This window comes from Pseudomonas folii (genome assembly GCF_014357575.1).
GTDB lineage: Bacteria > Pseudomonadota > Gammaproteobacteria > Pseudomonadales > Pseudomonadaceae > Aquipseudomonas > Aquipseudomonas folii.
This window is the reverse complement of sequence record NZ_JACONW010000034.1, coordinates 24,130-43,915: the sequence shown is the minus strand read 5'-3', so window position 1 is coordinate 43,915 and position 19,786 is coordinate 24,130. Positions and strand designations below refer to the sequence as shown.

Annotated in this window: 17 protein-coding genes; 12 read left to right on the top strand and 5 right to left on the bottom strand. The window is 59.6% G+C overall.

Annotation, left to right across the window (positions count from 1 at the left end):
* Positions 1-485: 485 nt before the first annotated feature.
* The 10 genes from H8S59_RS09815 to argE all read left to right on the top strand — a co-directional run bounded on the left by H8S59_RS09815 (position 486) and on the right by argE (position 11,886).
* A complete protein-coding gene (locus tag H8S59_RS09815; protein WP_095098580.1) occupies positions 486-1,154 on the top strand; it encodes a haloacid dehalogenase type II in 669 nt (222 codons plus the stop codon).
* A 48-nt stretch (positions 1,155-1,202) separates the two neighbouring features.
* The gene (locus H8S59_RS09810; protein ID WP_187521291.1) at positions 1,203-2,477 is read left to right on the top strand and encodes an NAD(P)/FAD-dependent oxidoreductase; all 1,275 of its coding nucleotides are present in this window, start codon (positions 1,203-1,205) and stop codon (positions 2,475-2,477) included.
* Between the two features lie 94 nt (positions 2,478-2,571).
* On the top strand, positions 2,572-4,209 hold the full coding sequence (locus H8S59_RS09805; RefSeq protein WP_095098586.1) for an ABC transporter substrate-binding protein: 1,638 nt from the start codon (positions 2,572-2,574) through the stop codon (positions 4,207-4,209).
* A gap of 34 nt (positions 4,210-4,243) precedes the next feature.
* Positions 4,244-5,200 (top strand): ABC transporter permease, encoded by a 957-nt coding sequence (locus H8S59_RS09800; RefSeq protein WP_095098589.1) that lies wholly within the window; start codon positions 4,244-4,246, stop codon positions 5,198-5,200.
* On the top strand, positions 5,197-6,072 hold the full coding sequence (locus H8S59_RS09795; RefSeq protein ID WP_187521290.1) for an ABC transporter permease: 876 nt from the start codon (positions 5,197-5,199) through the stop codon (positions 6,070-6,072). The genes H8S59_RS09800 and H8S59_RS09795 overlap by 4 nt, the downstream gene beginning before the upstream one ends.
* 1 nt (position 6,073) lies before the next feature.
* Positions 6,074-7,918: an ABC transporter ATP-binding protein gene (locus H8S59_RS09790; RefSeq protein WP_187521289.1), complete on the top strand. Its 1,845-nt coding sequence runs from the start codon at positions 6,074-6,076 to the stop codon at positions 7,916-7,918.
* Positions 7,915-8,223, top strand: a complete 309-nt coding sequence (locus tag H8S59_RS09785; RefSeq protein ID WP_027901147.1) for a (2Fe-2S)-binding protein — start codon at positions 7,915-7,917, stop codon at positions 8,221-8,223. Before H8S59_RS09790 ends, H8S59_RS09785 begins: the two co-directional genes overlap by 4 nt.
* The gene (locus H8S59_RS09780; RefSeq protein WP_187521288.1) at positions 8,205-9,581 is read left to right on the top strand and encodes an FAD/NAD(P)-dependent oxidoreductase; all 1,377 of its coding nucleotides are present in this window, start codon (positions 8,205-8,207) and stop codon (positions 9,579-9,581) included. The genes H8S59_RS09785 and H8S59_RS09780 overlap by 19 nt, the downstream gene beginning before the upstream one ends.
* Entirely contained in the window at positions 9,578-10,732 is a 1,155-nt protein-coding gene (locus H8S59_RS09775) for an NAD(P)/FAD-dependent oxidoreductase (RefSeq protein ID WP_187521287.1), read from the top strand. Before H8S59_RS09780 ends, H8S59_RS09775 begins: the two co-directional genes overlap by 4 nt.
* On the top strand, positions 10,729-11,886 hold the full coding sequence (gene argE / locus H8S59_RS09770; RefSeq protein WP_187521286.1) for an acetylornithine deacetylase: 1,158 nt from the start codon (positions 10,729-10,731) through the stop codon (positions 11,884-11,886). The genes H8S59_RS09775 and argE overlap by 4 nt, the downstream gene beginning before the upstream one ends.
* A 116-nt stretch (positions 11,887-12,002) precedes the next feature.
* Here argE and H8S59_RS09765 read toward each other — a convergent pair whose 3' ends face one another.
* From H8S59_RS09765 to H8S59_RS09750, 4 genes are all read right to left on the bottom strand, one after another.
* Positions 12,003-12,929, bottom strand: a complete 927-nt coding sequence (locus H8S59_RS09765; protein ID WP_187521285.1) for a 2-hydroxyacid dehydrogenase — start codon at positions 12,927-12,929, stop codon at positions 12,003-12,005.
* Positions 12,930-13,190: 261 nt separating this feature from the next.
* Positions 13,191-14,453, bottom strand: coding sequence for a 3-phosphoshikimate 1-carboxyvinyltransferase (gene aroA / locus H8S59_RS09760; RefSeq protein ID WP_187521284.1), 1,263 nt, complete (start codon positions 14,451-14,453; stop codon positions 13,191-13,193).
* A gap of 52 nt (positions 14,454-14,505) precedes the next feature.
* Positions 14,506-15,459 carry a GGDEF domain-containing protein gene (locus H8S59_RS09755; RefSeq protein WP_095098613.1) on the bottom strand — a complete coding sequence of 318 codons (954 nt, stop codon included), beginning with the start codon at positions 15,457-15,459 and terminating at the stop codon, positions 14,506-14,508.
* Positions 15,460-15,462: 3 nt separating this feature from the next.
* Positions 15,463-16,461, bottom strand: coding sequence for a response regulator (locus H8S59_RS09750; RefSeq protein ID WP_187521283.1), 999 nt, complete (start codon positions 16,459-16,461; stop codon positions 15,463-15,465).
* A gap of 489 nt (positions 16,462-16,950) precedes the next feature.
* Here H8S59_RS09750 and H8S59_RS09745 point away from each other — a divergent pair, with 489 nt between their 5' ends.
* Together H8S59_RS09745 and H8S59_RS09740 are read left to right on the top strand one after the other, a co-directional pair.
* Positions 16,951-18,474 (top strand): sensor histidine kinase, encoded by a 1,524-nt coding sequence (locus H8S59_RS09745; protein WP_187521282.1) that lies wholly within the window; start codon positions 16,951-16,953, stop codon positions 18,472-18,474.
* Positions 18,464-19,117: a response regulator transcription factor gene (locus tag H8S59_RS09740; RefSeq protein WP_187521281.1), complete on the top strand. Its 654-nt coding sequence runs from the start codon at positions 18,464-18,466 to the stop codon at positions 19,115-19,117. Before H8S59_RS09745 ends, H8S59_RS09740 begins: the two co-directional genes overlap by 11 nt.
* A 244-nt stretch (positions 19,118-19,361) precedes the next feature.
* Here the strand turns inward: H8S59_RS09740 and H8S59_RS09735 are convergent, their stop codons facing one another.
* Positions 19,362-19,733, bottom strand: a complete 372-nt coding sequence (locus tag H8S59_RS09735) for a response regulator transcription factor (protein ID WP_095098625.1) — start codon at positions 19,731-19,733, stop codon at positions 19,362-19,364.
* Between the last annotated feature and the right edge of the window lie 53 nt (positions 19,734-19,786).

The window sequence follows — 19,786 nt, the reverse complement described above, 5'->3', positions numbered from 1 at the left end:
GCAAGCCTGAACACCGCGTCGCAACGGTAGGAGCGAACTTGTTCGCGAGACATCTCGCCTGACACACCGTCTCGCCAACAAGTTGCCTCCTACCTTGAAAGCGGCAAGCCTGAACACCGCGTGCAACGGTAGGAGCGAACTTGTTCGCGAGACATCGCCTGACACACCGCCTCACGAGCAGACTCGGCTCCCAGTGGATCTACGCAGTTTGTGCTGCGCCGCAAGCGCGTTTGCTCTGCCTCAGTACCAAAAATCCCCATAAAGACGCATAAACACGAGGCCCGCCCAAGGCTGGAGCGCTCCGCAAAGTGTGCTGAGGGTGCCCCCTAAAACGGCGTTTTCTATCAACTAGCCGACGCTTTTAACGTCATCTGCTGATTTCACAGTGTTGTAATGAAGGTGTGGTGCTGCGTTGCATCACGCGCTTCAAACCTGAAGCACAGGCAGACCTCGCCTCGACTTAACGAACCTCAGGACCGCACTCAATGAGCTTTCTTCGACCAAAATTCATTACGTTCGATTGCTACGGCACGTTGACCAACTTCCACATGGGCACCATGACTCGCGAGCTGTTCGCTGACCGTGTTCCCGCCGAACGGATGGATGAGTTCGTCAAGGATTTCTCCGCCTATCGCCTGGACCAGGTCATGGGCGACTGGGTGCCTTACGACGAGATCATCAAGACTGCACTGGAGCGCACTTGCAAACGCTGGGGTATCGAATACCGCCAGGAAGGCCAAATCTACTACGACGCCGTTCCAACCTGGGGTCCGCACGCTGATGTACCCGCAGGCCTGGCGAAAATCGCCGACAAGATCCCCCTGGTAATTTTCTCCAACGCCAGCGACAGCCAGATCATGTCCAACGTCAACATGCTCGGCGCGCCGTTCCACAAAGTATTCACCGCTGAACAGGCCCAGGCCTACAAGCCTCGCCTTCGTGCGTTCGAGTTCATGCTCGACAACCTCGGTTGCGGTCCGCAAGACGTGCTGCACGTCTCGTCCAGCTTCCGTTACGACCTGTTCCCGGCCCATGACATGAAGATCAAGAACCGCGCGTTCGTTGCCCGAGGCCATGATGTGCCTGCCAACGAGTCCTACGGCTACCACACCCTCAAGGACATCGGCGGTTTGCCTGCGCTGGTCGGTCTGTAATCTTCATCACCCACGGTTTCCGGCAACGCCACAGGTAAGGACAGCGACATGCGAAGTGAATCCTACTGGCTTGATACCGCACCGGCTTTTACCGGGGCACAGACCGGCGCGGTGCAAGGCCAGGTGGACGTCGCCATTGTCGGGGGCGGTTTCACCGGTCTGTCGGCGGCGCGCGCCCTGGCGATGAAGGGTGCCAGTGTGGTGGTGCTGGAGGCTGACCGAGTGATCGGCGAAGCGTCCGGCCGCAACGGCGGACAGTGCAATACCGGCGTAGCGCAGGATTACTCGGCGCTGACAGCAAGCCTTGGCGCCGACCAGGCTCGCGCGTATTACCTGGCGTATGAAAGCGCGGTGAAGAGTGTCGTCACCTTGGTCGAGCAGGAGCAGATTGCCTGTGACATGACGCGTAACGGCAAGCTGAAGCTGGCTGCCAAACCCATGCATTTCGACAGTATGGCCCGCACCTGCGAGCTGATTCGTCGCGAAGTGGACGCGGATGTCGAACTGCTGTCTGCCCAAGAGACACGCGCCGAGGTGGACTCTGCCGAATTCCACGGCGGTCTGCTGCAGCGCAACGGTGTGCAGATGCATGTCGGGCGATTTGGCGTCGGGCTGGCCGAGGCTGCCGTGCGTCACGGCGCGCAGGTTTTTCAGGGTGCCGCGGTCAAAAACTGGAAAGCCAACGCTTCAGGCTATCTGCTTAATACCACCAAAGGTTCTATTCAGGCCAGGCAGATCCTGCTGGCGACCGGTGCTTGCCAGCATGGCGGCCCAGGCTGGTATCGGCGGCGCATCGTGCCGGTGGGGAGTTTCGTGATTGCCACCGAGGTGCTGCCTCAGGCTTTGATCGATCAATTGCTGCCACAGCATCGCGCCTACGTAACCAGCCGCATGATCGGCAATTACTTCCGCCTGACGCCGGATAACCGCTTGCTGTTCGGCGGCCGGGCCCGCTTCGCCATGTCCAATGCCACCTCTGACGCGAAAAGCGGCAAGGTGCTGCAAGCCGCCATGGTGCAGATGTTCCCGCAACTGGCAAACGTCAAAGTGGATTACTGCTGGGGCGGTCTGGTGGACATGACCTCCGACCGTTTGCCGCGCGCGGGTGAACATGAAGGCGTTTTTTACTCCATGGGCTACAGCGGCCACGGCGTGCAGATGTCCGTACACATGGGCCAGGTCATGGCCGACGTCATGGATGGCAATCCGCAAGCCAACCCGTGGCGCGAGCTGGACTGGCCAGCCGTCCCCGGGCATTTCGGCACCCCGTGGTTTCTGCCGTTGGTGGGCGCGTGGTACCGCTTTCAGGATGCCCGGCATTAGATTTTTTGCTTAACCGTCGTTGTGTGCGTTTCAAGGACGCTCCGGTCAACCGTGGGCAACTCATGCATTCCCTTAATCGACAGGTAGAACTGATATGGCTGACAACAAAGACGATTTCCCATTGATCTCAGGCCAGGACAGCCTGCGCGTATTCGAAGGGCTCAATCGCGGTCTTTCACGTCGTGATGCATTACGTATGCTGGGCGTTGCCGGCGTCGTCGCCAGCGGTGCGACGAGTCTGTTCGGTGCCGCGGGCAAAGTCTTCGCCGACGAAGCGGCAGCGCCAGGCAAGGGCAAACCCGGCGGGCGTATTCGTGTAGCAGGCATGTCCAGTTCTACCGCTGACACCCTCGATCCCGCCAAAGGCGCACTGTCCACTGACTATGTTCGCCACTTCATGTTCTACAACGGCCTGACTCGCTTCGACTCACATCTGGTACCGCAGATGGAACTGGCCGAGCGCATCGAAAGCAGCGACGCCACCCTGTGGACCGTCACCCTGCGCAAAGACGTGACGTTCCACAACGGCAAACCCCTGACCCCGGCTGACGTGGTGTTCTCATTGAACCGCCACAAAGACCCGCTGACCGGTTCCAAAGTCATGCCGTTGATGGCTCAGGTCAGCGAAGTCAAAGCCACTGGCGCAAACGAAGTACAGATCCGCCTCAGCGCCGCCAACGCCGAACTGCCGTCGATTCTGGCGGTGTCGCACCTGTTGATCGTTCCGGAAGGCACCACCGACTTCAATCAGGGCATCGGCACCGGACCGTTCAAGGTCAAGGAATTCAAGCCGGGCGTGCGTTCGATCAGCGTGCGTAACCCGAACTACTGGAAGCCGGGCCTGCCGTATCTGGACGAAATCGAATTCATCGCCATTGGCGACGAGCCTTCGCGGGTCAACGCGCTACTGTCCGGCGACGTCCATCTGATCAACGAGGTCAACCCACGCTCCACCGCACGTATTGCCGCGAGCGCCAAGCACAGCGTGTTCGATGCACCGTCGGGCAACTACACCGACCTGATCATTCGTCAGGACCAGATGCCGGGACAAAACCCGGACTTCACTCTGGCCATGAAGTACCTGCTGGATCGAGAACAGGTCAAATCGGCGGTGTTCCGGGGTTACGCCCGCGTGGGTAACGACACACCGATCTCCCCAGGCTCACGCTACTTCAATGCTGATTTGCCGCAGCGTATGTATGACCCGGAAAAAGCCCGTTTCCACCTGAAAAAAGCCGGTATGGAAAAAATTACGATGGCCGTGGCCGCCTCCCCTGCTGCCACTGGCTCTGTGGACATTGCAGTGCTGCTGCAACAATCCGCCAAGGAAGCAGGCCTGACCCTCAACGTCAACCGCTTGCCCAGCGATGGCTACTGGTCCAACCACTGGATGAAGCACCCGCTGAGCTTCGGCAACATCAACCCGCGGCCGAACGCTGACGTGATCTTCTCGCAGTTCTTCCAGTCCTCGGCTCCATGGAACGAATCGGCCTGGAAGAACGACCAGTTCGATCAGTTGCTGATGCTGGCACGCGGCGAAACCGATGAAGCCAAGCGCACCAAGATGTATGGCGACATGCAAACCTTGGTTCACGACCATTGTGGGATCGGCATACCGGTGTTCATCAGCAACATCGACGGTGTCGACAAGCGCATCAAAGGCTATGGCAGCAACCCGCTCGGCGGCTTCATGGGCTACATGTTCAGCGAGCAGATCTGGCTGGACGCTTGATTGCGGGTAGCTTTTCTTTTGCCGGAGCAATGCCATGAATAGCAACACACTTTGGTTGATCGGCAGACGCTTCGGCGCTGCGATCCTGACCCTGCTGATCGTTTCCATGGTGGTCTTCGCCATTACGGCGGTGCTACCCGGTGACGCGGCTCAAGCAGCCCTCGGGCAATTCGCGACGCCTGAACAGGTCGCGGCATTGCGGATAAAAATGGGCCTGGATCAGCCGGGTGTGGTGCGCTACCTGAGCTGGTTGATGAACCTGCTCAGTGGCAATTTTGGTGAGTCAGCGTCCAACGCCATGTCGGTTGCCGAACTGGTCGGCGGGCGCTTCCCCAATACCTTGATGCTGGCCGGGGCCACGGCGCTGGTGTCCGTGCCGGTCGCGCTGGTGCTGGGTATCGGTTCGGCCATGGGCCGTGGCGGGCGTCTGGACAGCGCGCTGAGTTTCATCACCCTGGCGCTGGTTGCCGTTCCGGAGTTCCTGGTGGCAACCCTCGCGGTGCTGATCTTCGCGGTTAACCTGGGCTGGCTGTCGGCCTTGTCCTATGCCAGTGATACCCACTCCCCTCTGGAATTCATCCGCACTTATGCGCTGCCGGTGATGACCCTGTGCTGCGTGATCGTCGCGCAAATGGCACGCATGACCCGCGCGGCCGTCATCGATCAACTGGACAGCCCTTACGTGGAGATGGCCCGCCTGAAAGGCGTCAGCCCCGTCCGCGTCGTGTTGCGCCATGCTTTGCCCAATGCCATCGGCCCCATCGCCAACGCCATCGCGTTGAGCCTGTCGTATTTGCTCGGTGGTGTGGTCATTGTCGAGACGATCTTCAACTATCCGGGTGTCGCCAGTTTGATGGTCGACGCTGTGACTAACCGGGACATGGCCCTGGTGCAAGCCTGCACCATGTTGTTCTGCTCGGCGTATCTGGGCCTGGTGCTGATAGCCGACCTGTGCGCAATCCTCTCCAACCCGAGGCTGAGAACCCAATGAATAACCTCATTGTAAAATCGACGCCATCCTCTCCTGATCTGTCAGTAGGCAAGGTCGCTCACAGCACATCCTGGCTGGGGCTGGCAGGTGCATTCGTGTGCATCTTCTGGTTGCTGGTGGCGCTGTTCGGGGTATGGCTGGCCCCCCATCCAGTCGGTGAAGTGGTGTCCAGCAACGTCTTCGACAGCATCAGTGGCACCTACCCCTTCGGCACCGACTATCTGGGCCGCGACATGCTCAGCCGGGTGCTGGCCGGGTCGCGTTTCACTGTCGGCCTGGCGCTGATTTCCGCAGTGCTGGCGAGCGGTCTGGGCACCAGCCTGGCGCTGCTCGCGGTGGTGGTGCCGAAATGGCTGGATGAAGTGATCAGCCGCTTGATGGACGCCTTCATTTCGATTCCCAGCAAGATGCTGGCGCTGATCATGGTCTCTGCGTTTGGTTCATCGGTCACGTTGCTGATCACCACGGCGGTGCTGAGCTTTGCGCCCGGCGCATTCCGTATCGCCCGCAGTCTGGCGGTCAACATCGAGGCGCTGGAGTACGTGCAGGTCGCTCGCACCCGCGGCGAGCGCCGCTTGTACATCGCCTGCGTGGAGATCCTGCCGAACATGCTCAACCCGGTCCTGACCGATCTGGGCCTGCGCTTCGGCTTCATTGTATTGCTGCTCAGCGGCATGAGTTTTCTCGGCCTTGGCGTTCAACCGCCCGACGCCGACCTCGGCTCGCTGGTCCGGGAAAACATCGGCGGCCTAAATCAAGGCGCGCCCGCCATCGTGATTCCGGCGCTGGCCATCGGCACGCTGACAATCGGTGTGAATCTGTTCATCGACAGGCTCTCGTCGCGGCGCAGCCGACGTTCCGGAGGGCATTGATATGAGCCAATTGATCAAGGTCCAGGACCTGCGGGTGGTCGCCAGCGCAGACAGCGGCGACATCGAGATTGTCAAAGGCGTGAGCTTCGCCCTGGAAAAAGGTGAAGTGCTGGCGCTGATCGGCGAGTCCGGATCAGGCAAAACCACGATCGCGCTGGCCTTGCTCGGCTATGCCCGACGCGGCTGCCGCCTGGCCAGTGGCACGGTGCAGATCGCCGAGCACAACATGCTCGAATTGCCCGAAAGCACCCTGCAAGGACTGCGCGGCAATCGGGTTTCCTACATTGCACAAAGCGCAGCTGCAGCGTTCAATCCGGCGAAAAGACTGATCGACCAAGTGATCGAAGGCGCGTTGATTCATGGTCTGGGCCAGCGCGCAGAACTGGAAGCCAAGGCCATCGGGCTGTTTCGAGACCTGTCTTTGCCCAACCCTGAACACATTGGTCAGCGCTTCCCGCACCAGGTCTCCGGCGGCCAATTGCAACGGGTCATGGCAGCCATGGCGCTGATCAGCGATCCATTGCTGGTAATTCTCGACGAGCCTACTACAGCGCTGGACGTGACGACGCAGATCGACGTGCTGCGTGCATTCAAACGCGTCGTGCGCGAGCGCGGTGCCACGGCGGTCTACGTGTCTCATGACTTGGCCGTGGTGGCACAAATGGCCGATCAGATTGTGGTGCTCAAGGGCGGCCAGATTGTTGAGCAAAGCGACACGACAGCCTTGCTCAAAAGCCCGGAGCATCCGTACACCCGAAGCTTGCTTGCGGCAGCCCGACCTGACGCGACACTGCGCCCGGCCAGCGAGGTCGCGCAGAATGTACCATTGCTGACAATCACCGAAATGTCGGCCGGTTACGGCAACAAAGACCTGCACGGCATGCCGATGATTCGCGTGCTGGAAGACATTGATCTGACCATTCATCGGGGTCAGGCGATTGGCGTAATCGGTGAGTCAGGCTCGGGTAAGTCTACCCTGGCTCGGGTCGTGGCCGGGCTGCTTGATCCAGCGCGCGGCAATTTGAGATTCGACGGGCAGCCGCTCTCAGGCGATCTGGCCGGGCGTACCGACGATCAGTTCCGGCGCATTCAAATGGTGTTCCAGAATGCCGACACCGCGCTCAATCCGATGCACAGCATCAGCACTATTCTCGGTCGGCCGTTGAAGATGTACTTCAACCTGAAAGGTGCAGCCTTGCGCCAGCGCGTCGATGAATTGCTTGACCTGGTGCGCCTGCCCCGTGACATGGCTGAACGACGTCCCAGTGAACTGTCCGGCGGACAAAAGCAGCGGGTCAATCTGGCCCGGGCACTGGCCGCCAAACCGGACCTGATCCTCTGCGATGAGGTGACGTCGGCACTGGACACTGTGGTCGGTGCAGCGATTCTCGAATTGCTGGGCGACTTACGCCGAGAGCTGGGTGTTTCCTACCTGTTCATCAGCCATGACATCTCCACAGTACGTGCCTTGTGCGACGACATCGTAGTGATGTACAGCGGTCACAAGGTCGAAGAAGGCAGCCGCGAATCCTTCAGCCAGACACCGTTTCATCCCTACACCGACTTGCTGGTGCATTCGGTGCCCGAGCTGCGTCAGGGCTGGCTGGAAACCTGTGGCACGACCACCTGCGGTACGTTGCCGCCCATCAGTGCGCCGACCAACACGCGAGAACTGTGTACCTTTTTGAACCGCTGCCCGCAACGCGTCGAAGGCTTGTGCAACCGTACCGCACCTGGCCGCCGCGAGATCACGGGTGGCAGCCAGGTGCTCTGCCATCTGGACAGCAGCGAGCTGCGGCAACATCAACAGGAACTGGAAAACATGACCGTGGGAGCCTACGCATGAACGGGCGTTTTGTAAGGCTGGGCGAGCGCGACCGAACCACCGTAAACCTGGTGGTGGACGGCGCACCGATTGAAGCGTTGCAGGGCGACACCTTGATGGTCGCGCTGCTGACCCAGGGCGTCTCGCTGCGCCAGTCGGAGTTCGATCCGGGCCGTCGCGCGGGGTTCTGTCTGATGGGTGCGTGTCAGGACTGTTGGGTCTGGACCCGTTCCGGCGAGCGTTTGCGCGCCTGCTCCAGCGAAGCCCGTGAAGGCCTGGATATTGTCACCACACAACCGGAGGCGACATGGCCACTCCACGGGTAGTCATAGTAGGGGCCGGGCCAGCCGGTACGCGTTGCGCCCAAACGCTGCTCGCCGCCGGGATCAAGCCGATCCTGATCGATGAAAATCGCCGCGATGGCGGGCAGATCTATCGTCGTCAGCCTGAAGGTTTCAAGCGCGATTACGCGGCACTGTATGGCACCGAGGCGGACAAGGCGCGTGATCTGCACCAGAGTTTTGATCGCCTGCGCGAACACATCGATTACCGTCCCGATACGCTGGTCTGGAACCTCAGCCAGGGTCAACTGTGCTGCGTCCATCAGGGCCAGCATTCAGTGCTCAACTACGACGCGCTGATTCTCTGCACCGGTGCCACTGACCGGCTGATGCCCATCAACGGCTGGCAACTGGCCGGGACTTACAGCCTCGGCGGCGCGCAGATTGCCCTCAAGGCGCAATCCGTCTCCATCGGCCACAAAGTCGTGTTCATGGGCAGCGGTCCCTTGCTGTATTTGGTCGCCAGCCAGTACGTGAAGGCCGGAGCAGACGTCGCTGCGGTGTTGGACACCTCGCCGCTGAGCAAGCGGATCATGGCCACGCCCAAATTGCTGGCGCGCCCCGGCGTGCTGCTCGAAGGCATGAAACTGATCGCACGCTTGCGCAGCGCCAAGGTGCCGGTGCACCTGGGTATCGAGCCCTTACAGGTACTGGGCGATGCTCAAACCGGTGTCAGTGGCGTGCGTTTCAAAGACGGCAAAGGCAACCCGCAACAGCTGGATTGCGATGCCGTGGCGCTGGGTTATCACCTGCGACCGGAAACTCAACTGGCCGACCTGGCCGGGTGTCGCCTGCGCTTCGACGAGGTTTCCAGCCAGTGGCTGCTGGACGTCGATGAAGCAGGCCGCACCTCGGTCAGCGGTGTTTATGCTGCAGGCGACGGGGCAAAAATTCGTGGCGCGGACGCTGCCGAACAAGCCGGACGTCTGGCTGCACTGGCTGTACTGCAGGACCTGAAACTGCCGGTAGATGTCGCCGTGATGCAAACGCAAACGCGCCAGCTGGCCGTCATGGATCGCTTCCGGGTCGGGCTCGCCGAAGCCTTTCCGTGGCCGTCGGCACAAGCCAGGGCGCTGCCTGACGAAGCGATTGTCTGCCGCTGCGAAATGATCAGCGCAGGCGAACTACGTGGCGTAGTCCGTGAAAAAGGTGCCTGTGAAGTCAACCGCGCCAAAGCCTTCAGTCGGGTCGGCATGGGCCGCTGCCAGGGGCGTTATTGCTCCCAGGCCGGGGCAGAAGTAATCGCCGCCGAAGCGGGTGTTGCCGTGGAGCTGGTCGGCCGCCAGCGCGGTCAGGCACCGATCAAGCCGTTGTCGATGCTTACTGATGAGGTCGTGTCATGAAACAGCAAAAATCCGATGTACTGATTGTCGGCGGCGGCTTCATGGGCTCGGCCACGGCGTTCTTCCTGCGCCAGCGTGGCCAGTCGGTGACTCTGCTGGAGCGCGACATGATTGGCCAGTACGCCAGCGGCGTTAACTTCGGCAACGTGCGGCGTCAGGGCCGCTTCCTCGGTCAACTGGAATTGGCTAATCGCTCCCGTGCGCTGTGGGGCCGCCTGCCGGAGCTGATTGGTGAAGACCTGGAGTTCTTGCCCAGCGGCCACATGCGCGTCTGCTATCGCGAGGATGAAATCGCTGAGCTGGAGGCCTATGCCGCAGCACCCGAGGCCCGTGAGCTGGATCTGCGTATCTACAGTGGCCGCGAACTGCATCAGCGCTTTCCGTTTCTCGGGCCTGTGGTCAAAGGGGGGTCTTACGCCCCGCACGATGGTCACGCCAATCCACGTCTGGCTGCGCCCGCTTTTGCCCGCGCAGCGATCCGGGCCGGTGCGCGCATTGAAGAACGTACCGAAGTCACCGAGGTGCAGAAAGTCGGCAACCAGTTTGAGGTCACCACCGGCGACGGTCGCGTGTTCAGCGCCGATCAGTTGCTGATCACCGCAGGCGCCTGGGGACAAAAGCTGTCCACTCAGTTCGGCGAGCCGGTGCCGCTGGATACCTTCGGCCCGCAAATGGCGGTGACCGAACCGGTGCCCTACGCCCTGCCGACAGTCATCGGCGTTTACACCAAAATCGCCGAAGAGGTGATCTACTTCCGGCAGATCCCACGCGGCAACATCATCATTGGCGGCGGCTTTCGCAGCAAACCGGACATGATCAACAAACGGGCCGTGGTCGAACCACGCAGCACCATCAATCAATTGCAGCAGATGCGGCGCTTACTGCCCGGTGTCGCCAACCTGAATATCATTCGGGTGTGGAGCGGCATCGAAGGCTATCTGCCGGACTCACTGCCCGTCATGGGCCAAAGCGGCACTGTCGACGGCCTGTTTTACGCGTTCGGCTTCTGCGGCCACGGCTTTCAGCTCGGCCCCGGTGTGGGCGATGTGATGGCCGAATTGCTCAGCACCGGCAGCACCAGCACCTCGATTGCGCCTTTCGATATCCGCCGCTTCGCCAGTGCCACCAACCAACAGAGCAAAGCCTCATGAAACCGCGTGTACGGGAAATACTTAACCGTCTCCTGGCGTTCGATACCGTATCGTCCGAATCGAACATGGCGCTCATTGAATACGTGCGGGATTTACTGGCGACCAAGGGCGTCGAGGCGCTGATCGTCAAGGATGAAACAGGCCACAAGGCCAATCTGTTCGCCAGCACCGGACCCAACGATCAGCCGGGCATTCTGCTTTCAGGTCATACCGACGTGGTGCCGGTTGCGGGCCAGGCCTGGACTTTACCGCCGTTCCAGGCCACCGAGCGGGACGGTCGGATTTACGGGCGTGGCAGTTGCGACATGAAGGGCTTTATCGCTCTGGCCATTGATTGCATGCTCGATGCCGCCGACCTGAACCTGACCCGTCCGCTACAACTGGCGTTGTCCCACGACGAAGAAATCGGCTGCGTGGGTGTACGACGCCTGCTGGACGTGTTGCATCTGGCGCCACAGCGGCCGTTTCTGTGCATCGTCGGCGAACCGACCAACATGCAGTTCGCGCTAGGCCACAAAGGTAAAAGCTCATTCCGGACCTTCTGTCGCGGTCAGGAAGCGCACTCGTCTCTAGCACCGCTGGCGGTCAACGCGATTCATCTGGCCAGCGATTTCATTGCCTCGTTGCGCCTCAGCCAAAAGCAGCTGCAACAACATGGCGCACAGGATGCTGAGTACGACATTCCCTACAGCACGGTGCATGTCGGCCGCATCGACGGCGGCAAGGCGCTGAACATCGTGCCGAATCTTTGCACGCTGGATTTCGAACTGCGCAATCTCAATGCGGATGATCCAGGACTGTTTCTGGATCAGTTACGCGAACAGGCTGAAGCCATCGTTCGTGAAGCACGCAAGGTCTCGGCAGTGGCGGCCATCGAGATCGAAACCTTGAACGAATACCCCGGCCTGGATACCCATCCCAGCGTCGAAGCTGTGCGGATGCTGCAAGCGTTCGCGCCGGCTGGCACCTCCCACGTCAAGGTGTCCTACGGCACTGAAGGCGGTCTGTTCGCTCAGCGTCTGAATGTTCCGGTTGTGGTCTGCGGCCCTGGTTCCATCGAGCAAGCGCACAAGCCGGACGAGTTTATCGAGGTCAGTCAAATGATTGCCGGGGAGAAATTTTTAGGCGGCTTGTTGGGGTCGCTGGTGCGCTGAGACAAGGCATTCGTAGGAGCGGCTTTAGCCGCGAGCAGATTGCACACCCGAAATATGTGATGCAGCAAATGACGCCCTCCCGGCTGAAGCCGGTCCTACGGATTAGGTCGGGCTTCTCAATACCCCTGCCCGCGATCCACCTGGCCCAGCATCGGCTCGCCTCGCTCGAAGCGGCGGATGTTTTCCAGCAGGCCGGGGAAGGCGCTGTCTGGCTGGGTCATGGCGGCGATGTGCGGCGTGAGCAGTATCTGCGGGTGACTCCAGAATGGATGCGCCGGGTCAGCAGGTTCCTGTTGCAACACATCCAGCACTGCCGCGCTGATCTGTCCGCTGTCCAGAGCGTGCAACAAGTCCTGCTCAATCAGATGTCCGCCCCGCCCCATGTTCACCAGCGCAGCCCCTTTGGGTAATTGCTCGAACAACTCACGATTCAGGATGCCAGTGGTCTGTTCAGTCAACGGCAGTGCGCACACCAGAATGTCACACTGCCCCAGAAATGCGGGCAACTGTGCGCTGCCCGCATAACACGTAACGCCGTCGACCTGATGCTCGCTGCGCGCCCAACCGGATAACTCGAAGCCGAAATTCTGCAGACTGGCGAGAATCTGCTGCGCTTGTAACCCCAGGCCCATAACACCGACCCGACGTTTGTTGGCGGGCACAAGACGATGCGCCTGCCAGTGGCTTTCAACCTGTTGCTGTCGATAACGCACCATGTCCCGATGCAGGCTCAACACCGCGAAGCACGCGTATTCGCACATCCCCCGACCAATCCCCGGGTCCAGCAAACGTACCACCGGCAACGTCTCGGGAAGGCGGCTCAGATCCAGTTGATCGACCCCCGCCGACAAGGCAAACACCACCTGCAAGTTCGGCAGCAGGGTTTGCAGGTCATCCGGGGCCAGCCAGGCGGCCAGGTAAGTGATGTCCTGCGGATCGCCAATGTCCGGCCAGGCTCGCCACTCGATATCCGGGGCATGTTCGGCAAACAGTGCTTTCCACTGTTCGCCCCGTGCGGGATCAGCTTTGTAGAGCAGCGCCATGAATGAGTCCTGAACATGAAGGGGCCATTCATGATGCCTGAGATGCAAAGCAGCATTGGCTGAAAGCACGATGGCAACGGCTTAGCGTGCTGTTTACGGGAAGTGATGCGACAGATTCAATGTGCCCGCTTCCGCACTGGTCTATCGCGCTGTTTGTTGGAGCGAGGCTTGCCCGCGAAGCAGTCGATGAGGTTCATCAGATGCACCGCTTCATCGTTTTTCGCGGGCAAGCCTCGCTCCAACAGACAAAATCATTCCTGCTCAATCCTGCCGCTGAAGCTTGACTCCCAACGACTGCAACGCATCCCAGTAACCGGGATAGGTCTTGCCGACGCAATCCGGGTCCTGAATTCTGATGCCGGCGATTTTCAGTCCGGCGAGGGCAAAGCACATGGCGATGCGGTGATCCGCGTGGGTGTCGATCAATGCATCCACAGTGCGACCTGCCAATTGAGGATCGGCATGGACGATCAGGTCGTCACCCTCTTCCACCGCCAGCCCCGGCGCAATGGCACACAGGCCCTGGGACAACGCGGAAATACGGTCACATTCCTTGACCCGCAGGTTCGCGATGCCAACAAAGCGAACCGGCTGATTATTGAAAGCGGCGAGTACCGCCAGTGTCGGAATTGCGTCCTGCATTTGCGAACCATCGATGACTGAAGGCATGTCAGGGAAACGCTCGATCAACTGGCTGGCCAACGCATCAGGCTGAGTGAAGTCTTCGGTGGCCACGCCGAGATCAATAGCGCCGCCGGTAATTGCCTGCGCCGCCCACAAGTAAGTCGCTGCCGAAGCATCCGGCTCGATATGAAAATCTGTTGCCTTGTAGCCAGTAGCCAGGACTTTCCAAGCGGTGTCGCTGATCGCTTCGACCTCAGCACCAAAGGCTTTCATCGCGGCCAGTGTCAGATCGACATAACCGCGCGCGCCGATATCACTGCCGGTCAGCGCCACTTCAATCGGACCTTTGCCACACGCGCCCGCCATCAACAGTGCCGAGACGTATTGGCTCGAGAGGTTGCCGTCGATTTCGATACGCCCCGCCGCCAGCCCGCCCTGCCCTTTGATGGCCACCGGTGGGCAGCCCGTCGGCGAGCTGACCTCGACGCCCATGCGCTGCAAGGCATCAACGAGCGGACCGATGGGACGCTTGCGCATGTATTCGTCGCCATCAACGACAAATTCACCGTCAAAGTTAGCCAGCGCCGCGGTCAGAAAACGCGTCGCTGTGCCTGCATTGCCCAGAAACAGCGCTTGCCCGGGCGCATGCCAATGGCCGCTGCTGGTGACCACAAAGGTGCTGTCGTCCGGCTCATCCACCTGCACGCCCATGAGGCGCAAGGCTTCTGACATCACTCGCGTGTCATCACTCTTGAGCGCACCGCTCAAGCGACTGGTGCCTTTGGCCAGGCCAGCCAGCAAGAGCGCGCGATTGGTGATGGATTTCGAGCCCGGCGGGCTCACGCGCCCGATCAATGGCTGGTCTACAGGGGTTACGGTGAGTGTGGATTGTGGTCGCATGATGTCCGTGATCGTCGCCGGAAAAACATCGATGCTACCAGCAATCGGCGCCTTATTCGTCCACCGAAGCCTGATTGCGACCGTTTTTCTTCGCCTGATGAAGTGCCTGGTCGGCCCATGTAATGACAGTGCTGTACTCAGTGGTCGGCCTGGAGAGGTCGGCAACACCCAGGCTGATCGTGCACTTGATTGCGTGCCCTTCGTAATTCACGGTCTCAGCCTCGACCGCCAGACGCAGCCGCTCACAGAACACTGCCGCACCGGCCTTGTTGGTATCCGGCATCAGCACAGCGAACTCTTCGCCGCCATAACGCCCGGCGATATCCGCATTACGTATATGGCTGCGCAAGACCTCGGCAACACGCTGAATCACTTTATCGCCGGCCTGGTGGCCATGCGTGTCATTGATCCGCTTGAGATGGTCGATATCACAAATCACCAGCGAGGACACCGCGCCGTATCGGCTATGGCGGGCGTATTCGAGCTTGAGCAGCTCTTCCCAGTGACCACGGTTGTAGAGGCCGGTGAGGCGGTCGGTGCTGGAAAGTTTCTGCAGTTCGCTGTTGGCCGTCTGCAACAGATGCCGGTTACTGGCGACGTCTGTCACGTCGTAGATCACCAGGCAGATATGGGTAATCTCACTGGTGGTCGAGCGCAGCGGGAACATCGTGGTGTTCTGGTACATGAAGTCTTCCCGGCCAGTGATTGGCTGGTAGTTCTTGAACCGCACCAGATAAGGCCGCTGCTCCCAGATGGTGAACGCAGGCGTGCCCAGGGTAATCACGTTGTCGACTTTTTTGCTGAACCACATCGGGTTAAGTTCAGGGAACAACTTGAAGATCGACTGCCCGGCCGCGTCATATGGCACCACGCCGGAGCGGTTTTCCATGAACGTATTCCAGACCTGGACGCGGTAGTCGCGGTCGAGCACTACGATCCCCACGTCGATGTTCTGGGTGACCGTCAGTAACCAATGAAGCTCTTTGATATCGATCTGATTACTCATGGGTCAGCTCATCAAGTACGCAAGTTTTTTCGTCAGGCGATCTACCGAATCCTCGGTAAACAGCATGAGCAAATCGAAGTTGATGCTATGCCCTTCTACGCTGTAGCTGATCTCCACGGCCAGGGTCTTCTGCCAGCGGGTCTGGTTGATCCGGATCAGATCGTCAATCCCGCCCTGAGAACCGAGCATTTGCGGGTGCCCTTGGGAGAACTCCACGTCGATCTGCTCGGCAATACCGCTCAGGCAGGCACCGATGAGGATCGTGGACAGATCGAGGAGCATTTCCTCGTCGGTGTAATCCGCCGAGTCGCGATGCATCAGCGAGCCCATGTCGGCGATGTCCGAGTCATGGAAGATCAACAACGCTTCGCCAGCGATGCCGCCACCGATGTACCCCTGACAGATAGCGGTCAGTCGTTCACTGGTGTGTGCGTCAGCCAATGCCATGTGCAGCTCACCCACCTCGAACATGTTGACGGTGGGAACCGGCAACTGCACGAACACGCCCAGCACCTTGGCCAGCAATGCTGCGGCCCGGCCCATGGCAACGTTGATGGTTTCGCGGAAGGCGTCCTGAAAGCTGATGACCGCGCCGGTCATGGCGGGCGCAATAGTCGGCACGGGGGCAGGCTCGCCCAGCAAGCCCAATCGGGCCAGGGTATTTTTCAGTTCATCCGGATCAGCCGGCTTTTTGATAAATGCCAGCGCACCCAATTCCATGACGCGGCGCACCGCCTCGTCCTGCACGTCACCGGAAACGACGATGATTTTGGCATCGAGATTCTCTTTGCGAATCGCCGCCAAGGTCTCATAGCCATCCATGACCGGCATGGTCAAATCCAGCAGCATGACCTGGCCCAGTCCACGGCGCACCGCTTCAAGGCCTTCGAGCCCATTGGTCGCCTGCGTGACCGACACGCCCCACTCGGCAGGTAAAGCCCTGAGCAATTGCTTGCGGGCCATGTTCGAGTCGTCGCAAATCACCAAGGGAATCATCGGCATTGCATTGTTTCTCACTGCAAAAGAGTTCTGGCGCAAGTATCAGCGGGCTTCATTTCACTCGCGAGAAAAGTGAACCTTATTGAACACTTCCTTGTGAAACAATCACTTGGATCATTTAATCGGCGCCCAATAATACGTTCACTCGCTCACGCAACATTACAGACACTGTGTTATCCGTGCTCATGTATTCATACATCGGCAGTGGATGATAAATCTGCAATTAACCGGCCATAGAAACAGCCCCTTGAAAGTTTGACGACTTGAGCGCCCGCGGGGCCTGCAACGCCGCATGACTGCCCGCCAAAGCACAAGCAAAAGCACAAGCGTTCCAAAAATAACCATTCTGACTATAGGTTGAAACAACCGCGCCGCTTAAAATTCGTCTCACACCGGCACGCGGTCCTGATTATTTTTACCGCTGCGCCCATTCAAGGATCAGAGCTGTCCAGTGCGGTTGTCGGCCAGCATTCAAGGGCATGAAGCGTCCATATGAATACACCCGCTACGTTGTCTGCCGGGCACGGTGCGCCTCTCGACACCCGCGCCTCATCTTTGCTGCTTCGCCTGGGCGCTGTCGCCATTACCACTGCGGTGTTCATCGTCGATACGGTGACTTCGCTGGACGTTGCGGTGGCAGTGCTCTATGTCACGGTCATTCTGTTGTCGGTGAACATCTTCAGTCGCCATGGTTTGACCATCGTCGCCTTGAGCTGCCTGTTTCTGACGATCATTTCCTTTTTGCTGACCCACGGCCAAGACGCCGAGTTACCCGCCGTGGCCCGTTGCCTGGTGAGCATCGCTGCGATCGGGATTACCACCGTGCTGGCGCGCAGCAACAAAGCGGTCAATGACCGGTTGCAGGAGCAGATTTGCCTGCTCGCCGAGGCGCACCAGGCACTGCGTCGCAACGAAGCCTTTCTGATCGATGCCCAACGCCTGAGCCAGACCGGCAGCGTCGGCTTTCGGGTGCCAGATCTGGAGATGCACTGGTCGGAAGAAACCCAAAGGATCTTCGAGTACGAAACGGGTGCTCATGCATCCATGGACCGGGTCCTGCAAAGAACCCACCCCGATGACCTGGTGATCGTGCTGGATTCCATTGCTCAGGCACGAAAACTGACCCCAGACCTGAGCGTCGAGCATCGTCTGCTGATGCCTGACGGACGTATCAAGCATCTGCACATGCTCGCGCACCTGACCTACGATCAGGATGGCAGCTGCGAATACGTCGGGGCCTTGATGGACGTGACCGCGTCCAGGCAGGCCGAAGAAGCGCTGCATCGCTCGCAGGCCGAGCTGGCCCATGTCACCCGCGTCACCACCCTCGGCGAACTGGCCGCATCGATCGCCCATGAGGTAAATCAACCTCTGGCGGCGGTCATGACCAACGCCGAAGCGTCGCTGCGCTGGCTCAATCGCAGAGAACCGGACATCACCGAAGCCGCGCAGGCACTGGAGCGCATTCTCAGTGAAACCTTCAGGGCCAGTGAAGTGATCCGGCGGATTCGTGCTTTGTCGCGCAAAGCCGACCCGCAACGCGCCCCCGTGGATCTGCAGGAAATCATCGAGGACTCAGTGAGTCTGGTCGCTCGGGAAATTCAACGGGCACGGGTCGAAGTGATCCTGGACATCGACCGGGATGCACCCAGGGTCATGGGGGACCGCATTCAGTTGCAGCAAGTCCTGATCAATCTGTTGATCAACGGCATACAGGCCATGGGCGGCAATCAGGGCTCCCTGCGCAAGATGAACGTGCGCTTGCACCATGAGCCGCAAAACGAACTGGTGGTGGAGGTACGCGATAGCGGACCGGGTATTCAGCCGGACGACATGGGACGCCTGTTCAATGCGTTTTTCACTACAAAACCTGAAGGCATGGGAATGGGATTGTCTATCTGCCGCTCGATCATCGAAGCGCACGGTGGCCGGATCTGGGCCCAGAGCCAGCCAGGCGAAGGAGCCGCGCTGCTTTTTGCCCTCCCCCGAGAAACAGAGGCAATTCATGAACGATGATCATCCGATGAACCTCAGCGCTGCCAAAATCAGCCACGATCCGATCGTGTTCATCGTTGATGACGACGCAGCCCTGCGCGATGCGTTGAGCAGCCTGCTGCGCTCCATCGGCCTGCGGGTCGAGACCTTCCCTTCCGTGGCCGACTTCACGCGGTTTCAGCGGCCCGATGTACCCAGCTGCCTGATACTTGACGTTCGCCTGCAAGGCACCAGCGGCCTGGATTTCCAGAACGAATTGGTGCGCGCCAACGTCAATCTGCCCATTGTGTTCATGACCGGCCACGGCGACATCGCCATGACGGTCCGCGCCATGAAAGCCGGTGCAGTGGACTTCCTTGCCAAGCCGTTCCGTGAGCAGGACTTGCTGGACGCGGTGATAGCGGCGCTGGAAAAAGACAAAAGCGGTCGGCAGGCCAACAAGAACGCCCATGAAATACGCACCCGCTTCGAAAGCCTGACCCCACGCGAGAAAGAAATCATGGCCCTGGCGGCTTCTGGCCTGATGAACAAGCAGATTGCCGGTGAAATCGGCCTGAGCGAAATAACCGTCAAAATCCACCGTGGGCATGCCATGAAGAAAATGAATGCCAAGTCATTTGCGGAGCTGGTGCGCATGGCAGAGACGCTGGAATTGGGGAAGTGATCTGCAGATGGGTGCCCATCAAACAAAGCATGCCCCGCTGGATCGACACGCACATCCTGAGGAAGTCACCCCAGTGTCGCTGACACCACGCTGTCGCGAAGCAAACACAAGACCTGTAGGAGCGAGCTTGCTCGCGAATTCGGTTTTTTAATCGACGAACTGGTTGCCTGAACTGACGCTATCGCGAGCAAGCTCACTACAGAGTCCACTGTTTGCTGGGCGACAGCGTGTCATTTATCGGGAATCAAGCCGCAGGAAACGTCGACTCGATACAGTCGATCAGCACCCGGGCGTTGAAGGGTTTGCTTAAAAAGCCCACTGCGCTGCCAGTCATGGCGCGTTGGCGTACGGACTCTTCGGGAAAGGCGGTGATGAAGATAGTAGGGATCTGCAGACCCTGACCCGTCAGGTGCTCGTGCAACTCAACGCCGCTCATGCCGGGCATTTGCACGTCGGTGATGAGGCAATCAGCCGTTTTCAGAACGGGCGAGATCAGGAACTCCTCCGCCGAAGCAAACAGGCATGCGACGAACCCCAGAGAGCGAACAAGACTGTCGATGCCAGTGCGGACTGCCGCGTCGTCGTCGACGACTGCAATCACCGGGGATTTTGCCAAAACCAGTTACCTTCAATACCCATGAGTAGAAGTGCCGATGATCTGCGCACTCA

Coding starts and splice junctions, on each gene's coding strand:
- H8S59_RS09755 (WP_095098613.1), bottom strand. CDS start 15,459: ATGAGTAATCAGATCGATATCAAAGAGCTTCATTGGTTACTGACGGTC.
- H8S59_RS09765 (WP_187521285.1), bottom strand. CDS start 12,929: ATGGCGCTGCTCTACAAAGCTGATCCCGCACGGGGCGAACAGTGGAAA.
- H8S59_RS09795 (WP_187521290.1), top strand. CDS start 5,197: ATGAATAACCTCATTGTAAAATCGACGCCATCCTCTCCTGATCTGTCA.
- H8S59_RS09785 (WP_027901147.1), top strand. CDS start 7,915: ATGAACGGGCGTTTTGTAAGGCTGGGCGAGCGCGACCGAACCACCGTA.
- H8S59_RS09805 (WP_095098586.1), top strand. CDS start 2,572: ATGGCTGACAACAAAGACGATTTCCCATTGATCTCAGGCCAGGACAGC.
- H8S59_RS09800 (WP_095098589.1), top strand. CDS start 4,244: ATGAATAGCAACACACTTTGGTTGATCGGCAGACGCTTCGGCGCTGCG.
- H8S59_RS09775 (WP_187521287.1), top strand. CDS start 9,578: ATGAAACAGCAAAAATCCGATGTACTGATTGTCGGCGGCGGCTTCATG.
- H8S59_RS09745 (WP_187521282.1), top strand. CDS start 16,951: ATGAATACACCCGCTACGTTGTCTGCCGGGCACGGTGCGCCTCTCGAC.
- aroA (WP_187521284.1), bottom strand. CDS start 14,453: ATGCGACCACAATCCACACTCACCGTAACCCCTGTAGACCAGCCATTG.
- H8S59_RS09750 (WP_187521283.1), bottom strand. CDS start 16,461: ATGCCGATGATTCCCTTGGTGATTTGCGACGACTCGAACATGGCCCGC.
- H8S59_RS09740 (WP_187521281.1), top strand. CDS start 18,464: ATGAACGATGATCATCCGATGAACCTCAGCGCTGCCAAAATCAGCCAC.
- H8S59_RS09815 (WP_095098580.1), top strand. CDS start 486: ATGAGCTTTCTTCGACCAAAATTCATTACGTTCGATTGCTACGGCACG.
- argE (WP_187521286.1), top strand. CDS start 10,729: ATGAAACCGCGTGTACGGGAAATACTTAACCGTCTCCTGGCGTTCGAT.
- H8S59_RS09810 (WP_187521291.1), top strand. CDS start 1,203: ATGCGAAGTGAATCCTACTGGCTTGATACCGCACCGGCTTTTACCGGG.
- H8S59_RS09790 (WP_187521289.1), top strand. CDS start 6,074: ATGAGCCAATTGATCAAGGTCCAGGACCTGCGGGTGGTCGCCAGCGCA.
- H8S59_RS09780 (WP_187521288.1), top strand. CDS start 8,205: ATGGCCACTCCACGGGTAGTCATAGTAGGGGCCGGGCCAGCCGGTACG.